At 64.2% G+C, this 16,608-nt stretch carries 20 protein-coding genes; 9 read left to right on the top strand and 11 right to left on the bottom strand.

Features of this window, described 5'->3' with window-relative positions; translation table 11 throughout:
• Positions 1-73: 73 nt before the first annotated feature.
• Genes RFM41_RS00245 through RFM41_RS00235 form a run of 3 tightly spaced genes read left to right on the top strand, consistent with a single transcriptional unit; the run spans position 74 to position 3,277 of the window.
• The gene (locus RFM41_RS00245) at positions 74-622 is read left to right on the top strand and encodes a winged helix-turn-helix transcriptional regulator (protein WP_320245537.1); all 549 of its coding nucleotides are present in this window, start codon (positions 74-76) and stop codon (positions 620-622) included.
• Positions 619-1,707, top strand: a complete 1,089-nt coding sequence (locus RFM41_RS00240; protein ID WP_320245536.1) for an HlyD family secretion protein — start codon at positions 619-621, stop codon at positions 1,705-1,707. The genes RFM41_RS00245 and RFM41_RS00240 overlap by 4 nt, the downstream gene beginning before the upstream one ends.
• Before the next feature lie 7 nt (positions 1,708-1,714).
• A complete protein-coding gene (locus RFM41_RS00235; RefSeq protein ID WP_320245535.1) occupies positions 1,715-3,277 on the top strand; it encodes a DHA2 family efflux MFS transporter permease subunit in 1,563 nt (520 codons plus the stop codon).
• 30 nt (positions 3,278-3,307) lie between these two features.
• Here RFM41_RS00235 and RFM41_RS00230 read toward each other — a convergent pair whose 3' ends face one another.
• The 8 genes from RFM41_RS00230 to RFM41_RS00195 form a co-directional block, all read right to left on the bottom strand.
• Complete coding sequence (locus RFM41_RS00230; protein ID WP_320319240.1) at positions 3,308-3,532, bottom strand: hypothetical protein; 225 nt, start codon at positions 3,530-3,532, stop codon at positions 3,308-3,310.
• Positions 3,533-3,818: 286 nt separating this feature from the next.
• On the bottom strand, positions 3,819-4,043 hold the full coding sequence (locus RFM41_RS00225; protein ID WP_320245533.1) for a hypothetical protein: 225 nt from the start codon (positions 4,041-4,043) through the stop codon (positions 3,819-3,821).
• A 98-nt stretch (positions 4,044-4,141) separates the two neighbouring features.
• Positions 4,142-4,318 carry a hypothetical protein gene (locus tag RFM41_RS00220; RefSeq protein WP_320245532.1) on the bottom strand — a complete coding sequence of 59 codons (177 nt, stop codon included), beginning with the start codon at positions 4,316-4,318 and terminating at the stop codon, positions 4,142-4,144.
• Positions 4,319-4,367: 49 nt separating this feature from the next.
• Positions 4,368-5,678 carry a hemolysin family protein gene (locus tag RFM41_RS00215; RefSeq protein ID WP_320245531.1) on the bottom strand — a complete coding sequence of 437 codons (1,311 nt, stop codon included), beginning with the start codon at positions 5,676-5,678 and terminating at the stop codon, positions 4,368-4,370.
• Positions 5,679-5,846: 168 nt separating this feature from the next.
• The gene (locus RFM41_RS00210; RefSeq protein WP_320245530.1) at positions 5,847-6,554 is read right to left on the bottom strand and encodes an LssY C-terminal domain-containing protein; all 708 of its coding nucleotides are present in this window, start codon (positions 6,552-6,554) and stop codon (positions 5,847-5,849) included.
• Between the two features lie 64 nt (positions 6,555-6,618).
• The gene (locus RFM41_RS00205) at positions 6,619-7,446 is read right to left on the bottom strand and encodes an extensin-like domain-containing protein (protein ID WP_320245529.1); all 828 of its coding nucleotides are present in this window, start codon (positions 7,444-7,446) and stop codon (positions 6,619-6,621) included.
• Between the two features lie 167 nt (positions 7,447-7,613).
• Complete coding sequence (locus RFM41_RS00200) at positions 7,614-8,621, bottom strand: extensin-like domain-containing protein (RefSeq protein WP_430691494.1); 1,008 nt, start codon at positions 8,619-8,621, stop codon at positions 7,614-7,616.
• Positions 8,622-8,735: 114 nt separating this feature from the next.
• Complete coding sequence (locus tag RFM41_RS00195) at positions 8,736-9,161, bottom strand: DUF3775 domain-containing protein (RefSeq protein ID WP_320245527.1); 426 nt, start codon at positions 9,159-9,161, stop codon at positions 8,736-8,738.
• 178 nt (positions 9,162-9,339) lie between these two features.
• Here RFM41_RS00195 and RFM41_RS00190 point away from each other — a divergent pair, with 178 nt between their 5' ends.
• Both RFM41_RS00190 and greA read left to right on the top strand, forming a co-directional pair.
• A complete protein-coding gene (locus RFM41_RS00190) occupies positions 9,340-9,876 on the top strand; it encodes a tetratricopeptide repeat protein (protein WP_320245526.1) in 537 nt (178 codons plus the stop codon).
• A gap of 260 nt (positions 9,877-10,136) precedes the next feature.
• Entirely contained in the window at positions 10,137-10,610 is a 474-nt protein-coding gene (gene greA, locus RFM41_RS00185) for a transcription elongation factor GreA (protein ID WP_027168132.1), read from the top strand.
• On the opposite strand, the gene waaC is transcribed toward greA, so the two are convergent.
• Genes waaC through rfaD form a run of 3 tightly spaced genes read right to left on the bottom strand, consistent with a single transcriptional unit; the run spans position 10,603 to position 13,525 of the window.
• Entirely contained in the window at positions 10,603-11,598 is a 996-nt protein-coding gene (gene waaC, locus RFM41_RS00180; RefSeq protein WP_320245525.1) for a lipopolysaccharide heptosyltransferase I, read from the bottom strand. The two genes, greA and waaC, sit on opposite strands and share 8 nt — an antisense overlap.
• Positions 11,595-12,602 carry a lipopolysaccharide heptosyltransferase II gene (waaF, locus tag RFM41_RS00175; RefSeq protein ID WP_320245524.1) on the bottom strand — a complete coding sequence of 336 codons (1,008 nt, stop codon included), beginning with the start codon at positions 12,600-12,602 and terminating at the stop codon, positions 11,595-11,597. Before waaF ends, waaC begins: the two co-directional genes overlap by 4 nt.
• Positions 12,575-13,525, bottom strand: coding sequence for an ADP-glyceromanno-heptose 6-epimerase (gene rfaD, locus RFM41_RS00170; protein ID WP_320245523.1), 951 nt, complete (start codon positions 13,523-13,525; stop codon positions 12,575-12,577). The genes waaF and rfaD overlap by 28 nt, the downstream gene beginning before the upstream one ends.
• 140 nt (positions 13,526-13,665) lie before the next feature.
• On the opposite strand from rfaD, the gene RFM41_RS00165 reads away from it, so the two are divergent.
• From RFM41_RS00165 to rfaE1, 4 genes are all read left to right on the top strand, one after another.
• Positions 13,666-13,902, top strand: a complete 237-nt coding sequence (locus RFM41_RS00165) for a type II toxin-antitoxin system Phd/YefM family antitoxin (RefSeq protein ID WP_320245522.1) — start codon at positions 13,666-13,668, stop codon at positions 13,900-13,902.
• Positions 13,895-14,308: a hypothetical protein gene (locus RFM41_RS00160; protein WP_320245521.1), complete on the top strand. Its 414-nt coding sequence runs from the start codon at positions 13,895-13,897 to the stop codon at positions 14,306-14,308. The genes RFM41_RS00165 and RFM41_RS00160 overlap by 8 nt, the downstream gene beginning before the upstream one ends.
• A 32-nt stretch (positions 14,309-14,340) precedes the next feature.
• Entirely contained in the window at positions 14,341-14,973 is a 633-nt protein-coding gene (locus RFM41_RS00155; RefSeq protein WP_320245520.1) for a LysE family translocator, read from the top strand.
• 148 nt (positions 14,974-15,121) lie between these two features.
• Positions 15,122-16,606: a D-glycero-beta-D-manno-heptose-7-phosphate kinase gene (gene rfaE1 / locus RFM41_RS00150; protein WP_320245519.1), complete on the top strand. Its 1,485-nt coding sequence runs from the start codon at positions 15,122-15,124 to the stop codon at positions 16,604-16,606.
• Positions 16,607-16,608: the final 2 nt, after the last annotated feature.

The raw sequence follows: 16,608 nt of genomic DNA, 5'->3' as shown, positions 1-16,608 counted from the left end.
GCCTGCTCAGTGACTTGCATTATGCAACTTACGCTGCTATTTGTGACTTGCATCTTGATAGTGAGTCACGACAATGGTTGCCAGGACAAGTTTCGAAACGCGCCCATGCCCCATCGCCCGCAGCCTCGACGAGGTCGGCGAGTGGTGGAGCATCCTTTTGTTGCGAGACGCATTCCAGGGCCTCACGCGCTTCGACCAGTTCCAGAAGAGCCTGGATATCGCGCCGAACATCCTGACGCGGCGGCTGAACAGTCTGGTCGAGCGCGGGCTGTTCGAGAAGCGCGCCTACTGCGAGCGGCCGCTTCGCCATGAATATGTGCTGACCGCCAAGGCCCGCGATTTCCGGCCGGTGCTGCTTACGCTGCTTGCCTGGGGCAACCGGCATCTGGCGCCCGAAGGCCCGAGCCTTGTCGTGGTCGACACGGCGGACGGACGCTGGGCCGATCCCGTTCTGGTCGATCGCGAGACCGGCAGGGAGCTCGACGGCGGCGGCTTCACCATGGCGACAGGCCCCAGGGCCAACGACCGCATGCGGCAGCGCTACCGCTTCAGCAGCGAGGGCTCGGGCCTGCCGCTGGTCGAGAACGCTTCTGGCAGCATGGAGGAGGCGAGAAGCAGATGAACAAGGCTCTTTCCCCGGCCGAATTGCAGGCCACGGTCGTCGACATTCCGACGCCGGCCAGGCGCAAGCCATTGCTGCTCGGCGCTGCGCTGATCGCGATCGCTGGCGCCGGATGGTATGGCGCCCAGTGGTGGCAGGCCAACCGCTTCCTGGTGACGACCGACGATGCCTATGTCGGCGGCAATGTCACGCCGCTCGCGCCGCGCGTCGCCGGGCATATCGATCAGGTGCTGGTCGAGGACAACCAGCATGTCGCCGCCGGCCAGCCTGTCATCCGCATCGACGACAGGCCGTTCAAGGCGGCGCTGGAACGCGCGCAGGCATCGGTGCGGCAGAAGCAGTCGGCGCTCGACAATCTGCGCGCCCAGGTGTCGCTGCAGAACTCGCTGATCGAACAGGCCGGCGCCGATCTCGAGGCCAAGAGTGCCGCCGCCGCGTTCACCGCGCAGGATGCCAGGCGCTACGCGGTGCTTGCCAGCGCCAGGACCGGCTCCCAGCAGGATGCGCAAAAGAGCGCCGCGGCCGACGGCCAGGCGCAGGCATTCGTCGCAGCCGCGCGGGCGGCACTCACGGCGTCGAAACAACAGCTGGGCGTGCTCAACACCCAGATTTCAGAGGCGACGGCGGAAGTCGCGGCTGCCAAGGCGGATCTCGACACCGCCCAGCTCGACCTCGGCTTCACGGAAATCCGCTCGCCGATCGACGGCATCGTCGGCAACAGGCTGGCGCAGGTCGGCACCTATGTCTCACCTGGCAGCTATCTACTGACCATCGTGCCTGCTTCGGGCCTGTGGGTCGACGCCAACTTCAAGGAAGACCAGTTGCGCGCGATGGCCGACGGACAGGCCGCGACGGTCTATGCCGACGTCGCTCCCGACCAGCCGCTGAAAGGTCATGTCACCAGCCTGGGGCCGGCGACCGGAGCGATCTTCAGCGTGATCCCGCCGCAGAACGCGACCGGCAATTTCACCAAGATCGTGCAGCGTGTGCCGGTCAGGATCACGATCGACGCCGACCAGGCGGGCAAGGTCGCGCTGCGGCCAGGCTTGTCGACGGTCGTCACGGTCGATACCGGATCGCGCTGAGGGCGCCATGTCTGCGCCGGCCGCCCCGCAATCCTTCATCGCCAGCATCCTGCCGTTCATGGTGATGTGCGTAGGCATGTTCATCGCGCTGCTCGACATCCAGATCGTCGCCTCCTCGCTGCAGGATATCGGCGGCGGCCTGTCGGCCGCGCAGGACCAGATCGGCTGGGTGCAGACCTCCTATCTGGTGGCTGAGATCATCGTCATCCCGCTGTCGGGCTGGCTCACCCGCGTCTTCTCGACCAGATGGCTTTTCACCATCTCGGCGGCCGGCTTCACGCTGGCCAGCATGCTGTGCGGGTTCGCCTGGAACATCGAAAGCATGATCGTGTTCCGGGCGCTGCAGGGGCTGCTCGGCGCTTCGATGATCCCGACGGTGTTCACCTCGTCCTTCCATTATTTCCAGGGCCCGAGGCGCGTCTATGCCGCCGCCGTCGTCGGCAGCATTGCCTCGATCGCGCCGACGCTCGGCCCCGTCATCGGCGGCTGGATCACCGACACGTTGAATTGGCATTGGCTATTCTATGTGAACGTTGTTCCCGGCGCGATCATCACGATCCTGGTCGCCCTGCTGGTCAGGATCGACAAGGCCGATCCGTCCTTGCTGAAGGGCGCGGACTATATCGGCATGGCGCTGATGGCGATCAGTCTCGGCACGGCGGAATATGTCCTTGAGGAGGGCTCGCGCTGGAACTGGTTCGACGACGCCACGATCCGCAACGGCGCGGTCGTCGCCGTGGTGACGCTCATCCTGTTCGTCGTGCGCAGCCTGACCTACGCGCAGCCGGTGGTCGACTTCCGCGCCTTCGGCAACCGCAATTTCGCGATCGGCTGCTTCCTGTCCTTCATCACCGGCATCGGCATCTTCGCCACGATCTACCTGACGCCGCTGTTCCTCGGTTATGTGCGCGGCTACAACGCGCTCGAAACCGGGCTGGCGGTGTTTTCCACCGGCGTCGCCTCGATGGTGGGCGTTCCGGTCTACATCTTCCTCGCCAAGCGCTTCGACACACGCTGGCTGATGATGTTCGGGCTGGCTTCCTTCGGCGCGTCGATGTGGAGCTTCAGCGCCATCACCAGCCAGTGGGGCTCGGCAGAACTCCTCATCCCGCAGCTGTTTCGCGGCTTCCCGCAGGTCTTCGCTGTGGCGCCCAGCGTCAATCTCGGGCTCGGCAGCCTGCCGCCGGACCGGCTGAAATATGCCAGCGGCCTGTTCAACACCATGCGCAATCTTGGTGGCGCGGTCGGCATCGCCATTTGCGGTGCGATCCTCAACAACCGCACCAACTTCCATTTCCTGACGATCGCTTCGCATCTGACGCCGCAGAACGAAGCGGCCATGCGCATGCTCGACAATGTCGCGCAGCGCTACGGCCAGTTGCCCGGCGCCATCGATGACGGCCATGCAGCCTCGCTGAAGCAGCTCTGGCAGCTCGCCTATCGCGAGGCTTCCACCATGGCCTATGCGGATGCGTTCCTGGTCATCATGGTGGCTTTCGTCATCGCCACCGCACTGGTGCCGTTCCTGCGCAATGTCGCGCCGAAGGCGCCGCCGCCGGACGCGCATTGAGCAGATAGAAAGTGCAGCGGGCGAAGCAATCTACTGCGACCCTGCCCCAAACCAGCGGATAAAGGCGGCATCCTTGCCGGTGATGTCCTTCACCGCTTTCAGCAGTGCCTCGTGCAGGGTTTGTATCGAGCGGTAATGATCGCATTGCGTCGATATCAACGGGTCCACGATACTGCGATGCAGTTCCCCCGCGGCCGCCATGAATCGCTCCAGCTCCACATCAGATAATTGCTTTGCCTTGTTGCGCCGAACCACCGCGACCTCCTGCGAGAATCGCCCCATCCAAGATTAAATTCCTATAGGTGTCGGATGGTTTCCAGCGACCGCTGGTTGCCTTTTTCGACCTGTCGTCGTGACCGACACCCGTGACAGGGGGCGGGCGGAACCCAGGCGGTCCGGCCCGCTTATCATGGTGACACAGGATTTGCGGGCCGGACCTTGCCCCGCGGCTTGGCCGCCCAGGGCAACACGTGGTTAGCTTCGCCCGCGGCGGCTAACATTGACAATCGATAGTCCGCTCACGCGCATGCGCCCAAGCCAATCAGGCGGAACCGCGCTCAAGCTCCGCCGACAACCGGGCAGGGTCGGAAACGCCCTGTCCGAAGAGCGCCATTACCTTGAGCGCGATACGTTCGCGCTCATCCTTGTCGGCGACGTGGTGCCGTGCGCAGTAGTCGTTCAAGGCTTTTGTGAGAATGTCGAGCTGGACGGAATCCGCCACACCGTACGCTGACATGCTTGCCTCCTTGGACAGGGGCGAAAGCATGATGTCGCTTCCAAACGTCCGCTTGCCTGTGTTCGGTACGGACGGCGAGTAGATACTATGCTCGAAATGTGACGGTTACGAGTCAATTCGCAGTCCCGCTATTTCTTCTTCAGCAGCCGCGCCTCCCGAAGAAGCGAACTGGCATCGATGCCGATCATGTCGACAAGGTCGCGGGCCTGGGCCTCGGTGATGCCGGTTTCCTTCATGAGAAACCGGACCCGGAACTCCTTCTCCGCCTTCAGTCGCTCGTCGCGTTCTCGCTTGCCTTCGGCCATGGATTTCTCCCCATGCCCTGAAACTGCAAGCAGGCGCTCAAGGTTCCGGTCAGCGCGCGACCGGGCGATGCCCGTCGGGCAGGCGGGTGGCGATCAGCTTGTCGATGCGGCGGCCGTCGAGGTCGACCACCTCGAAGCGCCAGCCTTGCGCGTCGACGCACTCGCCGGTGGTCGGCAGATGGTGGAGATGCGACAGCACGTAGCCGGCGACGGTCTCGTAGTCGCGGTTTTCGGGAAGATCGATGCCCAGCACCTCGGCCATCTCGTCGGCCTGCATGTAGCCGGCGAGCAGCCAGGAACCGTCGTCGCGCTTGACGGCGTTCTCCTCTTCGCCGGCCTCGAGGTCGGAGCGGAACACGCCGGTAATGGCTTCGAGGATATCGGCCGGCGTGACGATGCCTTCGAAATGGCCGTATTCGTCATGGACCAGCGCCATCGGCACGTCCGATTCCCTGAGCTTTTGCAGCACATCGAGCGCGTCGGCCTGGTCATGCACGATGGGGGCAGCGCGAACATGCTGGCGCGGGTCCAGCACCCTGCCTGCCAGAAGAGCGGCCAGCACGTCGCGCGTCTGGATGACGCCGACCATGGCGTCGACATTGCCGTCGCCGACGGGCAGCCGCGAGTGCTGGGTGTCCATCAAAAGCTTTCGAACCGCGGCTTCGTCGGATTGCAGGTTCAGCCAGTCGACCTCGGTGCGCGGCGTCATCACGGCGCGCACGGCGCGGTCGCCGAGGCGCATGACGCCGGCGATCATGCGGCGCTCATCGGATTCGATGGTGCCGTGATGCTCGGCCTCGGCGACCAGCATCTTGATCTCCTCGTCGGTGACTTTCTCTTCCGCCTCGCCGGCCTGGCCGAGCAGCCACAGCACGGCGCGGCCGGAAATGTCGAGCAGGAAGACGAGCGGCGCCGAGATGGTGGCAAGGATCGTCATTGCCGGCGCGGCGCGGGCGGCGACGCGCTCGGGGTCCTTGAGCGCGATCTGCTTCGGCACCAGCTCGCCGACGATCAGCGAGGCATAGGTGATCAAAGCGACGACGATGCCGACGCCGACGGGGTCGGCGACGTTTTCGCGGATGCCTGTCGATGCCAGATATTGCGCCAGCCTTTCGCCAAGCGTCGCGCCCGAGAAAGCGCCCGAGAGAACGCCGACGAGCGTGATCCCGATCTGCACCGATGACAGGAATTTGCCGGGGTTCGAGCCCAGCGCAAGCGCGCGGCCGGCGCCCTTGACGTTGCGGTCGATCATCGCCTTGAGGCGGGCGGGCCGCGACGAGACGATGGCAAGCTCCGACATCGATAAAAGGCCGTTCACCAAGATGAGGACGGCAACGACGGCGATTTCAGCGTAAAGCATGGGCGGTCAATAGCATTGCTGCAGTGCATTCGAAAATAGCCTGCCGGTATTTTTGGCAGATGACAGGCGCAGTGTTCAGGCGGCATCCCAAATCGGCACTGAGAAGGCCCGACAAGCGCATTGATGACCACGCGAACCTTCGGCGTCAGCGCGCAGGTGAGACACCCGTCACTGCTGCGTGTTCAGCACGCCGATCACTGCCATGCCGTCGGTGAAATAGGGATCGCCGCCGCCGTTGCGTCCCGTCTTGGTGGCGCCGATCCCGGATATCTCGCTGGTGGATGCCAGCAGACCGGCGGCCTTCAGGTCGCCGATCAGGAAATCGCGCTCCGCGTCGATGTCGGGACCGATATGATGGGTGACGGCGCCCGTGTCGTGGCTGAGGCCGACGCCGCGATCGAAACTCGCGGCGCCCAGCCAGAGCGGGCGGCCGTCGTCACCGACCGTGTCCGTCTGCCAGAAGCGGACGTGATGGCGCCGGTCGGCGCTGTTGCCGACCGGTTTCTCGAAGGCAAGATCCTGGGCGCGGCCCTCGAACAGAAGGCGGCTCATCGGCGCATCGGGGTAGGGGCGGGAAAACAAAACGCTTTCGCCGATGTCGATCGCGGTCCTGAGCGTCACCGCATCGGCCGTGTCCCAGCCCGCGACCGCGAAAGCGTGGACGACTTCCTTCTCGGTGCCGACAAGGCCGACATTGATCGGATCGCCGGGAATCCCCTGCGGCGTATGCGTCACCATCTCGAAGGGCCGGGTGCGGAAGCCACGCTCCCGCCACGTCCAGAACTCCGGCGCGGCGACATAGGCGAGCGCCAGATAGGAGGCACACAACGCCGCCAGCCAGATCGCCGCGCGCCGCCTCAGGCTTCGTTCACCCACGAGAAACCGCTCCCAAATCCTTGCGCGACCATTTTAAGCGGCGTTGGCCGATTTGGGCAGAGCCTCAGCGACAGGCGCGGTAGCCGCTCTTGCGGTTCTTGATGTCGAAATGGAAATGGTTGCGGTGGTCGTAATTGTAGCCCGGGCCAAGCACCGTGGTGAAATATTGGCAGCCGTCGGCGCGCACATTGTTGAGGAAGCCGCGCGTGCGGAAGGCGAAGAGCCCGGGCTTGCGCACGTCGATGTCGTCGCCATTGTTGAGCTCAATGCTCATCACGTCGAGGGCATTGCCCTTGCCGTGCTCGGAGAGCACGCCTTCGCCGGCGATGTTGCGACAGGAATAGCTGGAGCCCTGGTGGATTGCCTTGACGCCGGAGAAATAGCGCCAGCGGGCGGCCGGCTGCAGCTCGTTCTTCGTCCAGGCGGCAAAGGTGGCGGCCATGTTGCAGGTGAGCGTTGCCGCCGGCTTCATGGCGACGCTGCCGATCGCGGTGACCTTCACCGGATAATCGATGCCGCACTGGCCCTCATGGATCGGCTGGATGTCCTGATAGACGACGCCCATCCGCTTCAGCTCGTTGCGGCAGTCGATCTCGCTCGCCGGCATCTGCTCGGTTGGCGACATCGGCTCATCCATGCGCGGATAGGCAGCCTGGGTCATATAGGGGTTGGACGGAACAAGGCGCTGCATGCCGGAATATTGCGGCGCGTCAGGCTGCGGCATGGCCGCCGTCTGGCTGCCGACATCGACGGCCGGCTGCAGCGCAAAGACGTCGCCGGTCGTGCAGGCCGATATCGTCGCGATGGCGCCTGCGGCCAGCCCGACGATCGTGATTTGCGCGCACTTGTTCCGTCGCGCCGCCACCAGCACAGCGCCAAGTCTTCGAGCCATTGAAGGGCGTCCTTGTCCCCAAGATCTGATCCCAATTGGGATCATGATCCAGATGGCACAAGGTTAACCCTCAACAGTAAAGGAAAGATCAGCACCGCCATTCATGCATGGGGCGGAATTGCGGCGCTGTTCTTGCCGGGCCGCGACCGAAACTTCCGGGATCATGCCTATTGGCAGAAGGTGCCGCCGTGGCGGCGCGGTTCCAGGTCAAGGTGGAAATGCAGCGCGTGGTCCGGGTCGGCGCCCGGCCCGAGCACCGTCTTGAACGGCCCGCAGGCAGCCTTGCGCACTGCGTTGAGGAATTTTGCGTCCTTATCGGGCGGCGCCGGCCCGACCTCGATCTTCCTCCCGTCGGACAAGGTAAAGCTGGCGATGTCGAGCGCGTTGCCGAAGGCGTGTTCGGACAGTTTGCGGGTGCCGTTGCGGGGCCGGCAGACAAAGGCCGAGGCCTGGTTGATCGACTTCAAATCGGCGCCGAGTTCGGCCTTTGCCACGGGCTGGACGACATCGGCCATGAAGCGCGCCGCCGCCTCGGCCATCGGACAGTTGAGCTCGGTGCCCGAATTGATGCCGATGGATCTGCCCAGTGTTTTTATGACGACTGGGTAGGGGATCGAGCAGCCAATCTCGGGATCGTGCTCTGCCTTGTGCTCCTCGAACTCGACGCCGAGCGCCTTCAGCCGTTCGCGGCATGCGGTCTCTTCCGGCGGCATCTTGTCGGCCGGCACGTCGGCGGAACGCGGATCGGGGAGCATCTTTTCCTCGCCCGGCGGCTCGGGTTTCTCCGATGGTTGCGGCGCGGTTTCCGGCGGCTCCGGCTCCAGTTCGGTGGGCTTCTGCGGCGGCGTGGGCACGACATCCGGCGTCCGCGGCTCGGCTTCCGCCCGTGACCCGGATCGAGCGCTTTTCGAACGAGGCGGGCGGGCATCCCATTTCGGATGCGACTTCTCCTGATTGAGGAAATCGTCATTGCTGCCGAGGCGGCCTTTGTCTTGCCCCGACTTGTCGGCGCCGTTCTCCATGTCCTGGGGACGCGATGCTGGAACCGGCGTTGCCAGAGGCGTTTCCGGGGCCGGAGCGGCGCTCTGGCTGGCCGGCGGCAAGTGCCTCTTATGCCGGTGATGATGCTTGGCCGTGGCCGGCGTAGCCAGCAGGATCGCGGCCACTACAGGCAGCGCCAGTCTGCAAAGTCGTGAAAGGCTCAGCGTTGCCATCGCCCCGAAACGGCAATCGTGTCGCGAAGTTGCCTGCGTAGGCAGCCTTGCCGATCACAATCGGTTACCGGCGCGTTACGCGCCGATGGCTTCAAGGCCTTCCTCAAGCCAATCGGCGAGCATCGGCAGGCCAAGCAGATATTTGGCCGTGCGCTTCCTGGGACGCTCCCTCGCGGCGGCCACGGCATCCGCCCATTCGGATGCGTCATAGTCGCCGCGCCCGACCCAGGCGAGCGCCACCAGTTCGGCCGCTTCGTCGATGTTGAGATCGTTGATCAGCTCGCGGAATTCCTCCTCGGTGAGATCTTCCGAGGCTTCCTCGACAAGGCCGTCATGGTGGTGGCTGGCATGCGTGTCGCCGTCGAACTCGACCTCATGCTCGGCGCCGTCGTCATAGTCCTCGTTGACGGCGGCGCTCAGCGCCTTCGCCTTGAGGATGAACAGGCGCACCGTGTCCGGATCGATCGAAAGTTCCCACTCTTTCTCGAGGCGCTGCTGCACGGCCCTTCTCCACGTGATGCGCTTGGCTCCGATGATAGCGGAATTAAAACGCGCGTCACGTCTGGAGGTAAACGCTTCTTTCCGGCCTTCGAAAATAGTTCGGCAGCCGCCCGCATTTCGGGATGAAACCGCGGCGAGGCGGCGTTAATCTGCCATTGTCACGCTCATGGAGGCTTCGATGCGCAGACGTTTGCTTGTTCAGGTCATGGCTATCGCGGCGCTGCCGCTGTTCGTAGCGCCCGCGTTCACGGCGGGTGATAGTGGCAGTAGCGGTGGCCAGACGACGACCACCTGCAAGAAAGGCGAGGTCTGGGACAAGAAGAAAAACAAATGCGTAAAGCCGCAATATGGCATGCTGGACGACGACAGCATCTATGAGGCCGGCCACGACCTGGCGATGGCCGGGCGCTATGACGAGGCGATCTCGGTGCTGACGCTCGCGGCCAACAAGCAGGATCCGCGCATTCTCAACTATCTCGGCTATTCGCACCGCCATTCGGGCCGCGTCACGGTCGGCCTCGGCTATTACGAGGAAGCGCTGAGGATCGACCCGAACTACACGCTGGTGCGCGAATATCTGGGCGAAGCGCATCTGCAGATCGGCGATCTCGCCGGCGCGCAGCAGCAGCTCCAGGAAATCGAAAAGCGGACCGGCAAGGGCTCGCGCGAATACGGCATGCTGTCCGAGCAGATCGATCATTTCCTGAGGAGCTGAACAGGGCTTCGAGGCTCCTCGAACCGGCTGCGGCAATTGCAGCCGGTTTTTTCATTTGCCGCCAGCAGCGGACCCGCGAAAGCGGTGATCATTTTGCCGAATTTCATTTTTGGGCGTGAAAATCGCGCGAAGATTGCTATATTCAGGGAAATTGTGGTGAGACGGTTCCGTTAGCCCGAGGCTGCCGGACCGTTTTCTTTTTGTACCTATCGACAAGGCCGCTCCCGAAAACGGGGGCGGCGGCAGGAAAGGTCAGGCATATGATCAAGGTCCCGATGACAGGCGAGGGGTTCGCGTCATTGAAGGAAGAGCTCCGCTGGCGCCAGCAGGAGGAACGTCCGCGTATCATCGAGGCGATCTCCGAAGCGCGCTCGCATGGCGACCTGTCGGAAAATGCCGAATATCACGCGGCGAAGGAATCGCAGAGCCACAATGAAGGCCGCATCAACGAGCTCGAGGATCTAATTGCGCGCGCCGAGGTCATCGACGTCTCCAAGCTTTCGGGCGACAAGGTGAAGTTCGGCGCGACGGTGGTGCTCGTGGACGAGGACACCGAGGAAAAGAAGACCTATCAGATCGTCGGCGACCAGGAAGCGGACGTGAAGTCCGGCCGCATCTCGATCTCCTCGCCGATCGCGCGGGCGCTGATCGGCAAGGAAGTCGGCGACGCCATCGAGGTCAATGCTCCTGGCGGCGCACGGGGTTACGAGATCGTCCAGGTGCAGTTCATTTAGCTCCCATCTTCCCCACAAGGGGGGAGATAGCGCGCAGCGCCAGAAGCCGCTCAGCGTCCGCCATCACCTCAGCCGGCGTTACTTTACCGCCGGCCGGTGCCATCAAGGTCGATGCAAACTTTCCGCGCGGGCCGGTCAGGCCTGGTTCCGTCGCCAGGAAGATGGCGACGGTCGGCAGGTCGAAGGCGGCGGCAAGATGGGTGAGGCCGGTGTCGGCGCCGATGACCAGCGTCGAGCGGCCGAGGATCGCGGCGACGTCCGCGAGCGGCGATTTCGGGACAAGCACCGTCCTTGGCACGGCTGCGGCGATGGCTTCCGCCACTTTCTTTTCCGCCTCGTTCGACCAGGTGGCAACCGGCGTGAATTGCCGGCCGGCCAGCTCGCGCGCGGTTTCGATCCAGTCCTCGACCGGCCATTTCTTGTCTTCACGGCTGGTGCCGTGCAGCAGGAAGGCGGTTCTGCCCTGAATGCCGGGCAGGTTGCCCGCCGGCGGCACGATACCGGACTCGAGCGTCGACAGGTCAGGCTGGTAGCCCAGCGCCAGGCCGAACAGTCGCCTGGTACGCTCGATGGCATGCAGGTCGCGCGGCACGGCATATTTGCGTTGATAGAACAGCGTCGCCGAAGGCTCGCGGGCGCTCGCCCGATCGAAGCCGGCAATCGGCGCGCCGGCCTGGGTGGCGACCAGGGCCGACTTCAGCAAGCCTTGCGCGTCGATGACCAGATCGTAGTTTCCCGCTCGCAGCGCCCGCCGCAGACTTGCCATCTCGCGCCAGGTCTCGCTGTCGAAAAGCTTCTTGCGCCAGCGCCGGACCGCCACCTTGTGAATGGTGCCGATCGCCGGATGCAACGCCACGATGCCGGCAAACGGCTCTTCCACGCACCAGTCGAAGCTGATATCGGGGCGATTGCGAACCGCATCCTCGACGGCGGGAAAGGTGTGGATGACATCGCCCATCGACGATGTCTTGACGATCAGCACCTTCATGCCGCTGCCGGAATCTCGAGCAAGCGGTCGGCCGCGGCGGTGACGCGGGCGACATCGAGCGTCTTGAGGCAGTTGAGATGCCCGAGCGGGCAGACCTTCTTGTGGCAGGGCGAACAGGACAGGTGCAGCCAGATCAGCTCGGAGCGCTCGCTGAGCGGCGGCGTGTTTTCCGGCGAGGTCGAACCGTAGACGGCGACGATCGGCGTGCCGACGGCCGCCGCGACATGCATCAGCCCGCTATCGTTCGAGACCGCAAGCTTTGCCGCGGCGATCAGGTCGATGGCGTCCTCCAGCCGCGTCTTGCCGGCAAGGTCGATGGCGCCCGGCGCAAGTGCTGCGATCTCAGCCGTCACGTCGGCGTCGTTCTTCGAGCCGAGCAGCGCGACGCCCAGGCCCTTTGCCATCATGTCGCGGGCAAGCCCGGCATAGTGATCGCTCGGCCAGCGTTTTGCGGGGCCGAATTCGGCGCCGGGCATGAGCGCCACGAATTTTTCTCCGCTCAGTCCGAAGCGCGCCAGCAGATCGGCCTGGTTGGCCTTGTCGACGGTAAGTCGCGGCGCGCGAAAGGTGCCGCCGCGCGCGAGGCCGAAATAGGCGCGCGCCGTGCGTCGTTTCAGCGCTTCGGGCAGCGGCACGACATCCGTCAGCAGGCCGTAGCGCATCTCGCGCAGATTGCCGACGCGGTGCGGGATGCGGGCGAAGAACGGGATCAGCGCCGATTTCCAGCTGCCCGGCAGCACATAGGCCATGTCATAGCGGCCGCGCAGCAGGCGGCCGAAGCGCCTGCGGCTGCGGACTTCGAGCGCTCCCGGCATCAAGGGAAAGTCGATCTGGCTGCGTATCTCGGGCATGCGCTTGACCAGTGGCGCCGCCCAGGCCGGGGCCAGCACGTCGATCGCGGCGTGCGGATGTTTTTCCTTCAGCGCCGCAAACAGGCACTGCGCCATGACCATGTCGCCCACCCAGCGTGGGCCGATCACGAGGATCGTTGGGCCTTCAGCCATTCGACATAGTCCCTGACGCCGGTTTCGACTGTGCGGAATTGGCCATTGTAGCCGGCCGCGCGCAAGCGGGACATATCAGCCTGCGTGAAACTCTGGTAGCTGCCCTTGAGATGGTCGGGGAAAGGGATGAATTCAATCTCTCCCTTTCCGAGCGTGTCGATCACCGTGTCGGCGATGGCGCGGAACGGCTGGGCGCGGCCGGTGCCGCAGTTGAAGATGCCGCTCAAGCCGCGCTTCCACAGCCACAGATTGACCTCCGCCACGTCGCCGACATGGATGAAGTCGCGGCTCTGCTCGCCTGGCCCGAAATCGCCATAAGCGCCGAACAGCTTCGGGTTTTCGCCGCGCTCGACCTGGTTGAACAGATGGAAGGCGACCGAAGCCATGGCGCCCTTATGCGCCTCGCGCGGTCCATAGACATTGAAGTAACGCAGGCCGGCGACCTGGGAATGATCGGTGTCGAAGACGTTGCGGCGGACGTAATCGTCGAACAGCTTCTTCGAATAGGCGTAGACGTTGAGCGGGCGCTCCAGCTCGGGCTCCTCGCGGAACTCGCTGCCGCCGCCGTAGACCGAAGCCGACGAGGCATAGAGGAAGGGCACACGCAGAGCGAGGCAGGCATGCAGCAGCCGCTTCGAATAGGCGTAGTTCACCTCCATCATGAACTTGCCGTTCCACTCGGTGGTGGTCGAGCAGGCGCCCTGATGGAAGATGGCCTCGATGCGGCCGAGCCCGCCATCCTCGAGTTGCGCGAGAAAATCGTCCTTGTCGAGATAATCGGCGATGCGAAGGTCGGCGAGGTTGGCGATCTTGTGGCCGTCGGTCAGGTCGTCGACGACGACGATATCGTCATGGCCCTCGGCATTGAGAGCGGCGACGATGTTGGAGCCGATCATGCCGGCGCCGCCCGTGACGATGATCATGAACGCCTCCGCTGCTTGCGATTCCGGCTCTTATAGGGGAGGCCAGCCGGGCTGTCGACAAAGCAGGCGTCGACCCATCCTAGGCTCTCCAGACTTGTCTATTTTGTCTTTTTTGTCTATTATGTACAAACGGAGCGCCCATGAAACACTACCCATCGACCGATCTGAAACAGAATCTCGGAGACGTGCTTGCGGCCGCGAGCCAGCAGCCTGTCTCCATCACCCGCCACAATAAGCCGAGATACGTCCTGATGAGCATCGAAACCTACGAGGCTCACTTCGCCAACGACGGCCGCCGCGCCTACGCGGCGAAGGACGCCCCGGCCGAACATGTCGAGATGCTCGAGCAATACACTGCCGAGCCGGATCGTGATTAGGCCCATAGCCGCCGACGTTTGGCGATATCCATATCTGTGGCATCGCCAGCATGGCGGCGGCGAGACCGAAGGCCGCAAGAAACGACCCGTCGCCTTCGTGGCCGTCCTTCCAGGGAAGGACGGCGGTACGAACCTCTTCATCCTTGCAATCACCTTCACGCAGCCGGGTCGCGATCGTGTCGCCGTCGCCATTCCCGAAATTGAACGCCGCCGCGCCGGCCTTGACCCTATCCCTCTGTGGGTCATAGTTGATGAGTACAACCACGATATCCTGGAAACGTCGGCCTATTTCGAACCGGGCGCGCACATCGGCGCGTTCAGTCCGTCATTCCACAAGAAAGTCATGGCTGCGTTCATTGCGGTTGTCCGCAAAGGCCAATCCAAAGCCATTCCGCGTGCGGACTGAACAGGCTGCATGCGGATCATGAGGGAACCAAGATGCCGTCGACCGAACTGCTCATCGCGTTTTTCGCCACCACCGCGATCTTCGCCTACATTCCCGGTCCTGCCATGCTCTACGCCGCCGCGCAGACGATGGCGCGCGGGCGCTGGTCGGGGCTGACGGCGGCTCTCGGCATCCATCTCGGCGGCTATGTGCATGTCTTCGCTGCCGCCGCGGGGCTATCCGTCCTGTTCCATGCAGTGCCGACGCTCTATTTGGCGGTCAAGCTCGGCGGCGCGCTCTATCTGATCTGGCTCGGCGTCTCCATGTTCCGCAAGCGGATGGATGGCGATACGGCGCTGCCCGTCATCGAGCGGAAATCGGCCCGTCGCGCCTTTTTCGAAAGCATCACCGTCGAAGTGCTCAATCCGAAGACCGCGATCTTCTTCATGGCGTTCCTGCCGCAATTCATCGATGCATCGGCGGCGTTCCCGGTCTGGTTGCAGTTCGTCGTGCTTGGAACGATCGTCAATCTGATGTTCTCGTCCGCCGACATCGTTTGCGTTTTCCTTGCCGGCGCGATGATTGCGCGGCTGCGGCGCTCAGGACGCGCGCAGCGGCTGATGCAGCGCGCGGGCGGCGCGGTGCTGGTTGGCCTCGGCGTCCATGTCGCCCTGCAGAGGAGCTGATTGCCCGGCCGGCTCCGGCTGGGATTCGCGCAGTGCCTGCCGTTGCGCTCGCCCGATTTGCGGTATATCGGCATCGCGAACATGACGAATGCCGGCAGTCCCGAGCTTCAAACCGACCAGAATCCGCCGTCAGGCGTGCGCCAGTGAGATGATCAAGCACAATCCGCCTTCTCCGGAACCTTTGCATCGCACCATCGCCCGGTTCGGCGACGTCACCGTGCTGGTGGTGGGCGATTTCATCCTCGACCGCTTCGTCAGCGGCGTGATCGAGCGCATCTCGCCGGAAGCCCCGATCCCGGTGCTGCATGGACGGGGCGAAACGCTCAACATGGGCGGTGCCGGCAATGTCGTCTCCAACATCGTTTCGCTGGGCGCCGCCGCCATACCCGTGTCGGTGATCGGCGCCGACCAGGCCGGCAACAATCTGATGCGGATGCTCGGCGAGATCGGTGTCGACACCGACGGACTTCTGCAGCGCCAGGACCGCATGACGTCGTCCAAAAGCCGCTTCAGCGCGCTCAACCAGCAGGTACTGCGTTTCGACGAGGAAGAGATCAAGCCGCTCACCTCCGCCGAGCGGGCGAAGCTCATCGACCATTTCCAGGCGGCGCTTGGCCGCGCCGATATCGTCATCCTCTCCGACTACGGCAAGGGCATCCTGCTCGACGGTGTCGCCGGCGAGCTGATCGCGATCTGCCGCGATGCCGGCAAGCCGGTGCTGGTCGATCCGAAGGGGCGCGACTATGCGCGCTATGCCGGCGCCACGGCGGTGACGCCGAACCGCAAGGAGCTCGGCGAGGCGGTCGGGCGCAAGGTGTTCGGCGACGACGAGATCGTCGCCGCGGCGCGCGACCTGATCGCCGCGCATGATTTCGAGTTCATCGTCGCCACGCGCAGCGAGAAGGGCATGAGCGTGGTCTCCGCCGAGGATGCCCGCCACATCTCCACCCAGGCGCGCGAGGTGTTCGACGTTTCCGGCGCCGGCGACACGGTCATCGCGAGTTTCGCGCTGTCGCTCGCTGCAGGCGCCGACCGGGTGCATGCCGCCGTCATCGCCAACGCAGCCGGCGGCGTCGTCGTGGGAAAACGCGGCACGGCGCGGCTGAACCTCGAGGAACTGTCCGGCGCGCTGTTCCGCTCACATGGGCCGACGGCTCATACCGATGCCATTCTTGACGCCAATGCCGCGGCCAGAATGGTCGCCGCCTGGAAGGAAGAGGGGCTGACCGTCGGCTTCACCAATGGCTGTTTCGACATCCTTCATGCCGGCCATGTCAGCCTGCTGCATGCCGCGCGCAGCCAGTGCGACCGGCTGGTGCTCGGCCTCAACAGCGACGACTCGGTGCGCCGGCTGAAGGGTCCGGGACGCCCGGTCAACAACCAGCACGACCGCGCCTGCGTGCTGGCGGCACTTGCCTCGGTCGACGCCGTCGTCGTCTTCGAGGAAGATACGCCGCTGAAGCTGATCGAGGCGCTTTTGCCGGACATCCTGGTCAAGGGCGCGGATTACACGGTCGAGACCGTGGTCGGCGCCGATGTCGTGCAGAAGGCGGGCGGGCGCGTGGTGCTGGTCGATCTCGTCGCCGGCAAGAGCACGACGAACACGATCGGCAAGCTGCGTGCCGCAAACTGAGG

This window comes from Mesorhizobium vachelliae, from assembly GCF_033977325.1.
Lineage (GTDB): Bacteria > Pseudomonadota > Alphaproteobacteria > Rhizobiales > Rhizobiaceae > Mesorhizobium > Mesorhizobium vachelliae.
The sequence above is the reverse complement of the archived record's forward strand: the minus strand, read 5'-3'. Positions and strand labels throughout refer to the sequence as shown.